Consider the following 13,248-nt stretch of genomic DNA (forward strand, 5'->3'; position numbering starts at 1 on the left):
CATCAGTTATCCCATAGAACAAGGAGTCATAACAAATCTTTTAAGGGTGCTTTTCCTTTAAAACTTCTTTGACCCAATTAACGGTCTTTACCGCCATATCCGGATTCTGATATACCAGATTGCCAACCACCACCGTATCCGCCCAGCGGGCCATAGCCTGCGCTTCTTCTTTCCGGGTAATCCCTCCTCCATAAATCAGACGGGATTGGTTCACACCTGAGCTTGCCGCCCGAAGCGTTTCCTCATCTCCAAACGCCCCACTATACTCCACATAGACGGTCGGCATTCCAAATATCCTTTCTGCCAACCGAGCATACGCTTTTACATCTGCATCACTCAATTGGGTTTGACTTTCGGTGAGCTTTGCAACCTTGGATTCTGGATTCATCACGATATATCCCAACGCGATAACGGCTTCCCAAGGAATCCAGTCACCGTACTTCTTGACCGCCCGATGCTGGGAGCCCAGCACCCAACGAAGGGAACCCGCATTTAAAACCACAGGGACCAGATAGCCATCCACTCCGATAACCACCGTTTCTTCACGGGATATCTCCTGAACACACATCACCGGATAATCCATGACCCGCTCAATTAAGTTCCGTGAGTTCTCATATGTAATTCCATCCGTTCCGCCGACAATCACCGCATCCGTCCCACTCGTACACACGTTTTCCAACACTCGGTCAGACAATGGCCGGTTGGGGTCCAATTTAAACACATGACGCCAAGTTTTCATTTTTTCTTTTAACACATCCGTCCCCCCCACACGCTTCAGAACCATTATACACGACGGGGAAAGGCGGAAAAAGGAATCCAAACAAGAACACAATCCAGACAAAAAAGCCCCCGATGGAGCATAGGATAAAATACGATCACCAGCGAATCCTGGCAGTTCCATCCATTGGCGGTCTTTTATATGACCAAAATTTGAAAAAGGGAATGGATGATTCTGGATTTTTTATAGAAGAAAAGATGGAGATGAAAAATGATCTCCACTCGGTTTACACCTTCCATACTGAAACATTGCCGGAGGAGACCCCATGAAAAAGTGGTGGATACGAATAGGCGGTTCCTACATGCTTTGTATCATGATCTTTGTCGCGGGATACCTGTGGATCATTGACAGGTATCATATCTTTTCAGGGCCTGTTGATCCTGTAGGCTTGGAATGGTTCTGGTGTTGGATAATGGGATTTGGTCTTCTTTTTTCTGTTCCGGTTGGAGTATTGACGGTTGCGGCAGGTGTTTTAACCTATCGCTGTCACACTGATCATCCCCGAAGAGGACTCAGTATCCTGATCGGTCTTTTACTGACGTTTCCCGCCATCTGTGCTGTGTTATTTACCTTCCTCGTGTTCATCGCCGTTTTCCAGGGATAATCCATGTAAAAGACAAAAATCCCCTCTGGGAGCGAGGTTCATGACAAGTGGGGAAGAGGTGATATCCGTCTCCGCATCTCTTTCTTCCAGCAAAGAAGCAAAATGAGTCCGCTCCACCCCCTCCAGTCCCCAACCAGCGGACAAAAGAAAAAGCGGGTTGTCCGCTAAACGGTTGGGATCTACGGGGGTTCCGCTGGGCTGCAAAAATGGATGCTCCACCGGAAATCCCTCTATTTTTCTAAAATGGCCCCCTCTGTAACAGAGGGGATCGTTCATGAACGGGAATGGGATGGGTACAAAATTCCTTGAACCACCCCGATAAAATATTCCGATTCTCTCTCAATATGACGAATCACAACAATCAATGTGGGATTTCCCGCGATCACCCGACTTTTTTTCTCCATTTCAGCCAACAACCGAAGAAATGCCTGACTCTGATTCACAGCTGCCTGAGTCAATTGTAAAACCTGTTGGTAAAAGACCGGAGAAAAGTTGCCACCATAACGGATGGCCGTCTCAATATAGCGAACAACCCGTGTCTCAAACTGTGCAAAGTCCTGTTCCCATTTTTTCAGTGATGCCACATACTCCGGCTCCAATTCATCACTCAATTCTCGAATGACCACCGTATGTTCCTTCTCCTGCTCCTTCCAGAACTGGATCTCGTCCAAAATCCGCAAGGGCATTTGCGACCCATAGGCATATAACATAACATCCTCTCCCCCCATCGGTTCATCACCATACTTATGAACTGATGGGAGGATTCATGAAATAGATTAACACTCCCACACAACATCCGAGAATGTTTAAAGTCCATTGGAGTAAAAAAACCGTCGGGATTGAACCCAACGGCTTATTTTTGTTTCGGTTCTTCTGTTTTCTGCTCCTCCAAACGTTCCAATACCATGGTATATCCGTCTGTTCCATAATGGAGGCACCGTTTCACCCTGGAGATTGTGGCGGTACTGGCACCAGTATCCGCTTCAATCTGGTTGTACGTGTATTCTTCTTTCAACATCCGAGCCACTTCCAATCGTTGGGCCAGGGATTTAATCTCTCCAACCGTGCACAGATCATCAAAAAAGTTATAGCATTCTTCAATGCTTTTCAGCGTCAAAATCGCAGCAAACAAATTATCCACTTCTTTTTGTCGCAGTTTATCCAATTGCATTATTCCTGCCACCTCTTTTCCCTGCACTCTCATACCATTTTAATGGATGAATTCGACAAAAACAGACAAGTTCCTTCTATCCCTTCCCATAAGCGAGGTTTCCATTTTCCGGGATCACATGAATCCATGTTTTCCCTGGGTGGAAGGGAGCAATTTCTCCATCCCTTACAGGAACAATCCAGCCATTCCGGTTTTCCCATTGGATTGAAATCGCTTTCCCATCACGGAACAACATCCCCTTTCCGCTTCCTGTCAGATCGATCTCTCTTCTGCCAGAGGAGTCTATGACACGGTGGGAAGTGCGGATTACCAAAACATTCTTCATCGACAGGGGGTGTTTTGTCTTCCCATCCAGCTGTTTTTCCCCTTGCGTATAGCGAATATAGCTTCCATTCGCCTGGTTATATTGATATCCGACCTCATATAATCGATGATACGCGATTCGGATGTGAAATGCCAGTTTTTCTCCTGATTTTGGAGTCTCTGAGTCAAAAACATAGGGACTGTTCACTCGCTTCTTGGCATCTATTCCTTCTTGAATCACCCCTTGTCGTAACTGACTCAGATCGGTGTATAAATTGTGAGGGGGTTTACGAAAATCCTTTCGCTGAAAATAGGCTCCGGCTTCATGAATCCCGTCCAAGCTGGGAATGTTCTGTTCATCCATCCGTTTGAGGGCTTGAGGTGATCCACCGGCATGACCCACCACTGCCTGAGGACCTTCTCTCAGATCAAGGTAATAGGGACGGATACTGCGAACAGGTCCCACGATCCCCTGCTGATGCCCATAGTAAAAAGCAGCAAAACGGGTAATCTCTCCTTCTGTCAATGCTTCTACAACCATGTCGGCTTGATCCAGCCCCGTCTGAGGACGGGCGTCGGGATGATTGTTCACCATGACCATAAACACGGGTCCAGGATCTGTCTGCTCTAGTGGTTCACCTGTCAACGGATGATTAGCTACCGCCGATTTTCCACTTGTTTCTTTCTCTGATGCCCCCTTTTTCATAAAACCCGTACACCCAACGGTGAGGGAAAAAATAAGTAAACAGCACAACAGGAACCTGCACCTCATCATTCAACCACGCTCCTTCTCCAAAACCCTCTGTATCTCTTCGACACAATGAAGCAGGCTTCCTTTGCTGTTTCCATCATTACCCAAGGAGAGCACCATTTCACAAAATATTTGGAAAACCATCCACAGAATCGCTTCTGCTGTACCCTGAATTTCCAACCACCCTCATGCTACCATAACTCACCAGACCCCGAAAGCCGAATAGGGAACGATTTCCCGAAGATAATAAAGGTGAATGGAGAACCTTTCAGTGGCAATCCCTTTTCGTGACTGTCTGAGACGAAAAGGATCGATTCAATCACTTAGGATGATTCCATTTCATTTGTCATCTTCATGATTCCATTCTTTACGGTTACATGGAAAGGGCAAAATTCAGGAGGTGAAAACATGCAAAAAAATGTGGGCACATGGGATGCAATCATGCGAATCACCTTTGGCTTAACGGGTTTAGCCGTAGGAATTTCGCAAATGGTGCGTAAACCGAATCGCATGATGTCATTGATGATTGCCATGCTGTCAGGAATGAAAGTAGCGGAAGGGATTACCCGGTTTTGTCCAATGCTTTACGTGATGGGAATTTCCACAAAGACCATGGAACCTCATAAGATGAATCGGCCGCAGAATGACCAGGGGGGAGTCGAGTGAACCTATATGTCCTTGGAGACCTGTTAAACGACTATGGGTTTGTAATCGCCAGTGTCGTCGGTTCCCTTATTGTACTGGCATTAATGACAGATTTGATCCGCCGAAGACGCAAAACAGATTAAAAATACCATTCAAATCACTATGAAAACTTATCATACAATGGATGAACTCCCCGATCAGCGGGGATTTTTTTCGCCAAAAAAGCTACATACAAATCTACATTCAGAAAATTTTCCTTGAATAAACACGGCCTTCCCCTTTATTTTAAAAGAGAGGACCTTTTTCTCCGGATGCAAAGAGACCCGGTGGTAATCCGCCTAAAACATGGTAAAATAAGAAAAGCAAAAGGGAACATACGATCGATATTTACTACTATTGCCAAGGAGAGTGAGAGCATGGCCCTGACTGAAGAAGAAAAAGAGACTGTCATCCAATTTGATGAAGCGGGGCAGACCGCATTTGTTTATACAGCCAGTTGGGATATGGCCAGAAGCTTGAAGCGGGCTGGATTTGTTCCGGTTAAGAAGGAAAAGGGAGCATGGTGGTTTGAAGTTCCTCGTGGCTCTCTCACGATTCAAGGGGAAAAAGAGTCTTTGACGCTGGGAGGTCTGGGATAAAAAAACATGGGAAGCGTTTCAGCTTCCCATGTTTTTTATTTCACCATTACTGATTGGTTCATGTCTTCTTCCTCTGGAGGAAGAATGGCTTCAATTTTTTCTGTCGCTTCCTGAATTCGGTTAAATTCGCGCTGGAAGTCCTTGGTGGATAACCAGATTTTATACAAAATGGCTGCTTCAAATGCCATCAACAGAATGGTACTGACAATGATCGTCTCTTTGATGATCCCAAAAATCGGAGCAACGATAAAGATGAACATCTGGAATTCGATCCCACTAAATAAATGCATGCGAATTCGTTTTTCCAGGAAGAAGTCACGAATTTTCATGTAGGTACTAAATTTGGATTTAAACTCCTGTTGCAGATCCACTTTTTTCTTTTGCAACAATTCCTTTTCTGGATCAACTTCCTGTTCCGAACGATCCAGGGACTCTTTTTCCATGGCTTCCTCGTCATCTTCCTCCGGCTTATCCGAATTTTGAACCTCTGGTTCATCAATGACAATGCCGGCAGCCTCGGCGGTACGTTTCAGCTTTCGCCGAGCTTTACGCAGTTTTCCCCGCATTTCCCTGCGAAGTTTGTACAATTGAAGCGCGTTGATATGACGCGCACAATAAGCGGCCAGGAAAAGAAAGGCGAGGTATAGATAGGTCACATCACCTGTTATGCGATATTGACTGTATGTCAACGCTGCACCGCACAGTACCACACGGATATGATCCAGACTGATATCCAACAGCATTCCAAAGGTGGAACCCGTTCCTTTTAAACGGGCAATTTTGCCGTCCATACAGTCAATAATAAAGCTGATATGGTACAACAGCGCACCGATTACCAAAGCGGTATAGCTGCCAATGAAAAAGCAGTATACGGCTGTCAACCCAAGGGCAAAAGAAAAGAGGGAGAGCTGATTGGGTGTAATGTTGGTGTAATTTGCTGTAGGCAATATGAGGCGGGCAGCCACTGGGTCTACCAATAAAACGGTCCACCAAGCATCTTTTTTCTTAAAGGTTTCCTTTACTTCTTGCAACGTAAATTTTCTTCGTTCCTCACTCATCACCCATCACGCTCCTTTCTGTTTCTTTTTTTTCTTTGTCTTTTTATCGCTTTGATACTTGTCGATCATTTCATTGATCTCTCCAACTTCCACTACTTTTCCTTTATCCAAAATCAGGGCACGATCACAAATATCCCTGAGAGGTTTCATACTGTGGGATACAATCACAATGGTTTTCCCTGAGTCCCGGAGCTCATTCATTTTGGCATAGCATTTCTTTTTAAAATCCTTGTCTCCAACCGCCAAAACTTCATCGATCAAAATGATATCTGCATCGATATGGATCGCGATGGAGAAACCCAACCGAGCCTTCATCCCCGACGAATAAAACTTGACAGGGGTATGAATAAACTCTTCCAACTCGGAGAACTCTACAATCTTGGGATAGACTTCTTCAATTGTTTTTTTGTCCAGACCAAAGATAGCGCAATTGAGCCGGATGTTTTCCGCTCCGGTCAGATCTCTGGAAAGACCAGCTCCCAATTCAATCAAGGGAGCCACCTTCCCATGGACATTGACCGTACCGGAATCAGGATAAATGATGCCAGACAGCACCTTGAACAATGTGCTTTTCCCCGCTCCATTCTTTCCAATGATGGCGTAGGACTCCCCTTTCTTCACTTGAAAGGAGACATTATTCAAGGCCGTAAATTCCTGGTGACGTTTTTCACCCTTCACCAGTGAAATGAAGAAGCCTTTCAGCGTCTTGTCATAGGCTTTACGAAAATGTTTGGTCAAATTGTTGACGACAATCGCTTCCATCGTCAGATCACTTCCCCTACACGGCGGTTCATCCGCCTGAAGAGATACCAAGCTCCCAAAAACAGAACCACCGTCAGAATAACGGTATAGATGACATATTTTATTTCCGGCCCCTGATCAGGGAAAAAGGGCTGATGGTACAGAGAAATAATCACAGCCATGGGGTTGAGGAAATAGAGTCCGGCAAAGTCCTTAACCGTTGAAGAAACCTCTGCACCCGTCAACATATGAATCGGATAAATGATGGGACACATATACATCCAGGCCCGCATCACCAGGTTGATGATAAACTCCACATCCCGATAGTATACATTCAGGATTGAGACGAGAAGCGCCACTCCCAAGGTAAACAGAGCCTGCAACAGAATGACCAGCGGCAAAAGAATCAGCTCACTCCACTGCATCGGATGACCCAACACTACTGCAAGAACCAGGATCAATGCAAAGGCGGGAATAAAATTGACCATATTGGAGATCAGCATCGTTAAGGGAAAGATCTCCCGTGGAAAATAGACCTTTTTAATCAGCGAAGCATTTCCGGAAAGTGCCCGTGTCCCTTTGCGAACGGAATTGTTAAAAAATGTCCACGGGATGAGACCGGCCAACACATATAAGGGGTAGGGGCTTACGCCTTTATCCAACTGAATGATATACCCAAACACCAATGTGTAGATCAGCATCAATCCTAATGGCTCCAACAAGGTCCAAAAAAACCCGAACAGGGAGTTGCGGTATCGGATCCGCAACTCCTTGTGAACCAAGAAGTACATTAATTCCTTATATTTCTTTATATTTGCGATCATAAAGAGTGACTCCTTATCCGATGGATGACCCCGTCAATTGATAGCGGTTTTTAGCATGGTCGGGGTATACAAGATCCAGGATTTTATCAATAGTCTCATCTGACAAATGATACTCATTGAAAATAGTATAGCGATTTCGCATAGAAGGGGCCTTTCGGATGGCATGATGCATTTCTTCACGGGTATATCCCAAGTCCTCATAGTGAGTGGGCAATCCCAGCTTTTCATAATACAGGTGCAATGCTTCCGTCTGTTCGTGTTGCCCCTGAAGATATTGGGCAAAGAGCACTCCGATCGCCACCTGCTCACCATGCAATGCCTTGCTACCACAATGGTAATCCATCGCATGGCTGATCAGATGTTCGGAGCCGCTGCAGGGGCGGCTGGAACCGGCAATCGACATGGCAATCCCACTCATGATCAAGGACTCCGCCGCCAGTTTCATCAGCTGTGAAGAATCAACCTCCTCCCGATTCAGGAGGTTTAAAAAGGAGTCAACGGCATTATTGGCCATCAAGCTTGCAAATGTGTTTCTTTCTTCTTTTCCTGCTCGATGTGCCAACTCCCAGTCAAAAAGCGCTGTCTTGTTGGACAGAAGATCACCGATTCCTGCAGACATCAGACGTGATGGACAAGAACTCAAAATATCCAAGTCGATTACAACACCTTGGGGCATTTTCACTCCCATACTGGTGCTTTTATTCAACATTTTAATCACGGCAACAGGGGAACAGATGGCATCACTGGAAATCGCTGTGGGGAACAGTACAACCGGCACATTGCTGCGGGTACCCACCACTTTGGATACATCCAGGGCTTTGCCTCCACCAATCCCGAAAATCATATCAGGGTGATCTTCCAGCACTTCCCGCTCCAAGTCATTGATGGTGTCCAACGTGTTGTCTTTACATGTTAGCACTTGCATATCCAGAGCCTGTCCGGAAATGACATCAATGATCTGATCTGTCACCTTTCGGGTTTTACCGCTTCCGCTCACCAAGGCTACTTTTTTTCCCTTAATCCATTCATACACTTGTGTTTTGAAGAGATGGGGGATGGCACGGTGTTCAATGATCAGTTGAAGCGGAATATGCACTTTTTTAGCCATGTCCATACCTCCCCATCAGGTTTGAAGATTGACAGCCAACGTTTTGGCCGTTTCCAGATCATTGAAATCATCAATTTCAACCCAGGGATATCCTTCTGTATCGACCCCTTTAATCTCCACATCAGAAGCACAGGCTTCATATACGTTTTCATACCAGGCATCGGTGTCTCCACTGTCAATCATGGATTGGGCTTTGCGATACAGAATCTCCAGATCAGCCTTGGCCAGTTTGGAAATCCCGATATATTCCCCATCAGCCACATCCAACGCAATTTTTTTGTTTACCAGTTTTAAACGACCATTTTCCATTTTAACGCGCATGGACTCCTCCGTCAGGACCTTCCGGGTATCCACCAGAATCGCTGTCTGATGCTGGGATTCCAAAATCAACGGAATCATGCGCTCATCATAAAAGTCATCGGAATTGATCAAAAGAATGTCATCCCCGATTTCCTTTGTCAAAAGAAACGAATAAATATTGTTCATGGATTCATAATGAGGGTTGTAGATAAAACGGATCTCTGTCCCCTGAAAGTGCTCTTGAATCCGTTCCATTTTGTATCCGCCAAGAATAAAAATGTCCTGATCCTGAAAACCAGCTTGTCGAACACTTTCCACTTGGTATTGAACCAGAGGTTTGCCGTCCACACAAATCATCGCTTTTGGTTTATCCTCTGTTTCCGGGCGCAGTCGGCTGCCCACTCCAGCTGCCAAGATTACAACTTTCACGAAAAACAACTCCTTGTTTTGACTTGTAATGTCTCTTTTACACAAATTTAAATGGAATGTAACCTAATCTAATTTTGATGTGGTAAGATACAGTCGAACGACAGTTTTCAATGCCGTTACAATCAAAAAACCGAAAAACAGGTAAGGGGTCCATGTCATTCCTAATAACCATTCAATGGCTGCCAAAGGGCCCAGTATCGCAAAAAAGCCCGGCATCCCTGTAAAAAATGCCACCCACTCCATCAGGGAAGATGTTGTCCGCATATCGCTGACCGGATCGTTTTCATCTGCTTTTAACCCTACATAATTGTAAGCGAGTGGAATCAAAAGGGCCAGTGTTCCAATCAAAGCGGCGATATATACCAACGTAGCGGAAACGAGATCCAATCCCATCCAGCCGGTGTTCTTGAGCAACCCTAAGGAAACTGCAGTTAAAATGGGGATACTCATCGCGCGTATCAACGTATCCAGAAATACACCCAGCCGGCTGGTCACACGGTTCATTCGGGCCAGTTCACCATCCAAACAGTCACAGAGATAACCGAGATTGTAAAACAGGATTGCCAGACCATATCCCCAGACTTCACCCGGCAATAAAAACCATCCCGTCACAGCGAAAAAGACGAGGCTGGCCCAACTGATCCCGTTAGGGGTTACAGGGGTTCGGCTCAGCACCACCGTTAGATAGATGGATATTCTGCGCAGAACGTACCAAGACCATATCTCTTCAAAGTGACGAGGCTTCTGGCAGAGAGACCGGTAAGAAAGAATGGTTTCGCTGTCAACGGGCAACGTTGGTAATGTTTTTGTCATATCGTTGCTCTTCACAGACCCGGTCCCCTCTCCAATAATGTTTGCTCAAAAAGCTGGCGGCCGAGCCAAAACCACGACTGAAATGCAACAGGAAAAACGAAAGCATACAGGGTACAAAGTACTTCCAGCCATGTTCCCTGCCCATCTTCCAGGATGATCCAACCAAGAGAAATAAGTACACCGCAGCCAAGATGGAGAAGATCAGAACAGCCATCTGACTGAAAAATGATGCAACCCCCAGAATGATGGACATCATGGCCACAACCAAAGGGATGCAGTGGCGCCAACGCAAAACGCCCCCTCCCCGTTTGCCGGCGATCATGGACCATTTTCCATCGTTTAAGGATTTCTTTAAAAATGTTGACAGTGTATTCCGGACAAAATAGGTAGATTGAATTGCCGTGGAAAGAAAGAAGGTTCCCCCGCTTCTCCGGATACGGGCATGCATTTCCAAATCTTCATTCCGCTTTAAATTTTCATTAAAATATCCCACTTGACTAAACAGTTCCCGTTTGTAAGCTCCGTAGGGAACGGTATCCACATAGCCTTCCCAGTCGGTTTTTGTGGTGCGAAATTTGGAATTTCCAACCCCAAAGGGATGGGAATAAACATAAGCATTCACTTTTCCCCAAAAACCGGTCCCCTTCGTTTCCACGACGCCACCCACACAGGAAGCTTCCGGAACACGTTGGGCCACCCGATACGTACTGGAAAGAAAATCCTTCGGAATATGGCTGTGTCCGTCCACACGGATCACATATTCCCCTTTGGAATGCTGAATTCCCAGGTTCCAGCCCGTAGGAAGGGTTTTCCCCGGATTGGACAAAAATCGGATTCGTCCCGGATAACGTTCTTGAACACGTTCAATAATCTCCAGGGTCCGATCATCTGATTCCCCATCCACCACAATCACTTCGTACTGATCTTGGGGAAAGTCCTGGGAAAGCATGGATTCCAACAAGCGTTCTATATATTTTTCTTCATTTCTTACAACCAACAGAAACGAAAAAATCAATGGCTTTTTGATGATGAATCACTCGCTCTCCTACTGTCCTGCGTATTGGCAGTCAGTCATGCTAATATCATATCATGGACCTTTGTTTTCTACAATTGCCCCCCCTTTCTTGCAACACTTTCTACACATACCGCTACATAAGAACATTTTGAAAAAGAGGTGCAGCATTTATCTTACCATGTACAAACCCATTTGCGGTCACATTTACTCCTTAAATAGTTCTTTTCACATAGAAAAGACAGCCCCATCCGAAACGGAACCCGGACAAATGGCTGCCTTTCTTCTTCCCGTTTGCAACTTCTAACTGGTTCTAACGACCAGGATGAATCGCTCGACGTCCAATATCCTTTCGAAAATGGGCTCCCTTTATGGAGATATTCTCCAAAGCATCGTAAACCTTGTTTCTCGCTTTCTGTAAATTGGGAGCAACGGATGTTACACCGAGAATCCTTCCTCCGCTCGTTATCAATTGTCCATCTTCTCTTTTCGTCCCTGCGTGGAAAATCATTAATTCCTCTGATACCTCGGAAATCCCTTCAATCCTTATCCCTTTTTGATAAGGTCCGGGATAACCTTCAGATGCCAGAATTACACAAAGAGAAGACTCTTCTTTCCACTTGATATCCACCTCAGAAAGACATCCTTTGGCAACGGACAGCAGGATCTCCGCCAAATCCCCATCCAACCGGGGGAGTACCACTTGTGTTTCTGGGTCCCCAAAACGTGCATTAAACTCGATCACATGCGGGCCCTCATCCGTCATCATCAAACCGGCATAAAGCACTCCCCGGTACTGTAATCCTTCCTTAACCATCATTTGGGCCATAGGCTCCAAGATCGTTTTTACCGCTACTTGAATCTGGTTATCAGGGATTTGAGGTACCGGACTGAAGGCCCCCATCCCTCCTGTATTGGGCCCACGGTCCCCGTCATACACCGGCTTGTGGTCCTGTGCAGGAACCATGGGACGTACCGTTTCTCCATCCACAAAAGCCATCAACGACATTTCCTGTCCTTGAAGAAACTGTTCCACTACAATTTCCGCACCTGCTTGTCCAAACGTGCGTTCTTCCATCATCTTCTGAACCGCATGGACTGCCTCATCCAGTGTTTTGGCAACAACTACTCCTTTCCCTGCGGCCAATCCATCCGCTTTAATTACAATCGGAGCGCCCTGTTTCCGAATATGGGTGATGGCTTCCCCTGGATCCGTAAATGAGCGATACGAAGCAGTAGGGATGTTACACTTTTCCATCAATTGCTTGGCAAACCGTTTGCTCCCTTCAATGTTTGCCGCTTTTTTTCGCGGACCAAAAATACATAACCCTTTTTCCTCAAAGATGTCTACGACTCCGGCCATCAATGGTGCTTCCGGCCCCACTACGGTCAAATCGATTTTTTGCTCCAATGCAAAATTGAGCAAAGCTTCCACGTCTGTATCACAAATCGGAACACAGGTTGCCAGCTCTTCAATTCCTCCATTTCCAGGTGCACAATAGATCTCGTTCACTTGCGGACTCTGCTTCAATTTCCAAATGAGGGCATGCTCTCGTCCACCCCCACCAATCACCAGTACACGCACCAAAGCCACCGCCTTTCAGAAATGGGTTTTCGCTCTCAATCGGAAAAATCCGCTTCCCCAGGGCCCGTCCAAAATCATCCTTCAAAAAAAGAACAGGGGAAACCTCCATGGACAAATAATTATCTTTGCATCCCCTTACAATGTATTCCAAACCTCTGTTTTATCCGGATTCGGATGACTCCTGGATGATTTACTCAAACCATAAACTAACTCCGAACAAAGAAATGGTAACCACGATAAAAATAAAAGACCAATCCACTCGTGAACCGGGAGTATGATTATTTTTCCGACGTATGGACGGGATCGACATCACTCCACTCATTGCTAAAGCGAGCAGAAAATAAATGCCTCCTGCCACGCGGATCGTATATTGCCATGAGTAAGGCTCGTACCAGCCCAGGGACCCCATCAGCCACAAGAGGGAAAGCGTTGCAAACACAAAGAAGAATGACCAACGAATCAAATACATCTTGAACCCTCCCTCGGCA

Annotated in this window: 18 protein-coding genes; 4 read left to right on the top strand and 14 right to left on the bottom strand. The window is 45.9% G+C overall.

The genetic code is table 11. The features are described 5' to 3' along the window. Window positions 1-40 precede the first annotated feature (40 nt). The gene (pcrB, locus tag FN782_RS10620; RefSeq protein WP_246064927.1) at window positions 41-754 is read right to left on the bottom strand and encodes a heptaprenylglyceryl phosphate synthase; all 714 of its coding nucleotides are present in this window, start codon (window positions 752-754) and stop codon (window positions 41-43) included. Between the two features lie 289 nt (window positions 755-1,043). Between pcrB and FN782_RS10625 the strand changes: the two genes are divergently transcribed. Continuing rightward, entirely contained in the window at window positions 1,044-1,382 is a 339-nt protein-coding gene (locus tag FN782_RS10625) for a hypothetical protein (RefSeq protein ID WP_142505771.1), read from the top strand. Here the strand turns inward: FN782_RS10625 and FN782_RS10630 are convergent. The 4 genes from FN782_RS10630 to FN782_RS10645 form a co-directional block, all read right to left on the bottom strand. Beyond that, window positions 1,341-1,601: a hypothetical protein gene (locus FN782_RS10630; RefSeq protein ID WP_142505772.1), complete on the bottom strand. Its 261-nt coding sequence runs from the start codon at window positions 1,599-1,601 to the stop codon at window positions 1,341-1,343. The genes FN782_RS10625 and FN782_RS10630 overlap by 42 nt on opposite strands. A gap of 53 nt (window positions 1,602-1,654) precedes the next feature. Beyond that, on the bottom strand, window positions 1,655-2,092 hold the full coding sequence (locus tag FN782_RS10635; RefSeq protein WP_142505773.1) for a DUF2935 domain-containing protein: 438 nt from the start codon (window positions 2,090-2,092) through the stop codon (window positions 1,655-1,657). Between the two features lie 143 nt (window positions 2,093-2,235). Continuing rightward, entirely contained in the window at window positions 2,236-2,553 is a 318-nt protein-coding gene (locus FN782_RS10640) for a YerC/YecD family TrpR-related protein (RefSeq protein WP_142505774.1), read from the bottom strand. A 76-nt stretch (window positions 2,554-2,629) separates the two neighbouring features. Continuing rightward, window positions 2,630-3,562, bottom strand: coding sequence for a DUF3048 domain-containing protein (locus tag FN782_RS10645; RefSeq protein ID WP_185956223.1), 933 nt, complete (start codon window positions 3,560-3,562; stop codon window positions 2,630-2,632). Window positions 3,563-4,015: 453 nt separating this feature from the next. On the opposite strand from FN782_RS10645, the gene FN782_RS10650 reads away from it, so the two are divergent. The 3 genes from FN782_RS10650 (at window position 4,016) to FN782_RS10655 (ending at window position 4,890) form a co-directional block, all read left to right on the top strand. Then, window positions 4,016-4,273: a YgaP family membrane protein gene (locus tag FN782_RS10650; RefSeq protein ID WP_142505776.1), complete on the top strand. Its 258-nt coding sequence runs from the start codon at window positions 4,016-4,018 to the stop codon at window positions 4,271-4,273. Then, window positions 4,270-4,395, top strand: a complete 126-nt coding sequence (locus FN782_RS17300) for an EYxxD motif small membrane protein (RefSeq protein WP_281285941.1) — start codon at window positions 4,270-4,272, stop codon at window positions 4,393-4,395. The genes FN782_RS10650 and FN782_RS17300 overlap by 4 nt, the downstream gene beginning before the upstream one ends. A gap of 273 nt (window positions 4,396-4,668) precedes the next feature. After that, complete coding sequence (locus tag FN782_RS10655) at window positions 4,669-4,890, top strand: hypothetical protein (RefSeq protein WP_142505777.1); 222 nt, start codon at window positions 4,669-4,671, stop codon at window positions 4,888-4,890. Between the two features lie 35 nt (window positions 4,891-4,925). Here the strand turns inward: FN782_RS10655 and FN782_RS10660 are convergent, their stop codons facing one another. The 9 genes from FN782_RS10660 to FN782_RS10700 form a co-directional block, all read right to left on the bottom strand. After that, window positions 4,926-5,948 (bottom strand): CDP-alcohol phosphatidyltransferase family protein, encoded by a 1,023-nt coding sequence (locus FN782_RS10660; RefSeq protein WP_142505778.1) that lies wholly within the window; start codon window positions 5,946-5,948, stop codon window positions 4,926-4,928. A 6-nt stretch (window positions 5,949-5,954) separates the two neighbouring features. Continuing rightward, on the bottom strand, window positions 5,955-6,761 hold the full coding sequence (locus FN782_RS10665; RefSeq protein ID WP_246064928.1) for an ABC transporter ATP-binding protein: 807 nt from the start codon (window positions 6,759-6,761) through the stop codon (window positions 5,955-5,957). Beyond that, window positions 6,713-7,513, bottom strand: a complete 801-nt coding sequence (locus FN782_RS10670) for an ABC transporter permease (protein ID WP_142505779.1) — start codon at window positions 7,511-7,513, stop codon at window positions 6,713-6,715. The genes FN782_RS10665 and FN782_RS10670 overlap by 49 nt, the downstream gene beginning before the upstream one ends. Window positions 7,514-7,526: 13 nt before the next feature. Beyond that, window positions 7,527-8,621 carry an iron-containing alcohol dehydrogenase family protein gene (locus FN782_RS10675; protein ID WP_142505780.1) on the bottom strand — a complete coding sequence of 365 codons (1,095 nt, stop codon included), beginning with the start codon at window positions 8,619-8,621 and terminating at the stop codon, window positions 7,527-7,529. A gap of 15 nt (window positions 8,622-8,636) precedes the next feature. After that, window positions 8,637-9,350: a phosphocholine cytidylyltransferase family protein gene (locus tag FN782_RS10680; RefSeq protein ID WP_142505781.1), complete on the bottom strand. Its 714-nt coding sequence runs from the start codon at window positions 9,348-9,350 to the stop codon at window positions 8,637-8,639. A 63-nt stretch (window positions 9,351-9,413) separates the two neighbouring features. Continuing rightward, window positions 9,414-10,163, bottom strand: coding sequence for a CDP-alcohol phosphatidyltransferase family protein (locus FN782_RS10685; RefSeq protein ID WP_185956224.1), 750 nt, complete (start codon window positions 10,161-10,163; stop codon window positions 9,414-9,416). After that, window positions 10,132-11,160 (bottom strand): glycosyltransferase family 2 protein, encoded by a 1,029-nt coding sequence (locus FN782_RS10690; protein WP_246064929.1) that lies wholly within the window; start codon window positions 11,158-11,160, stop codon window positions 10,132-10,134. Before FN782_RS10690 ends, FN782_RS10685 begins: the two co-directional genes overlap by 32 nt. A gap of 328 nt (window positions 11,161-11,488) precedes the next feature. Beyond that, a complete protein-coding gene (purD, locus tag FN782_RS10695) occupies window positions 11,489-12,760 on the bottom strand; it encodes a phosphoribosylamine--glycine ligase (protein ID WP_142505784.1) in 1,272 nt (423 codons plus the stop codon). A gap of 190 nt (window positions 12,761-12,950) precedes the next feature. Next, complete coding sequence (locus FN782_RS10700; protein WP_142505785.1) at window positions 12,951-13,229, bottom strand: hypothetical protein; 279 nt, start codon at window positions 13,227-13,229, stop codon at window positions 12,951-12,953. Window positions 13,230-13,248: the final 19 nt, after the last annotated feature.

This window comes from Melghirimyces algeriensis (genome assembly GCF_900182565.1).
Lineage (GTDB): Bacteria > Bacillota > Bacilli > Thermoactinomycetales > DSM-45169 > Melghirimyces > Melghirimyces algeriensis.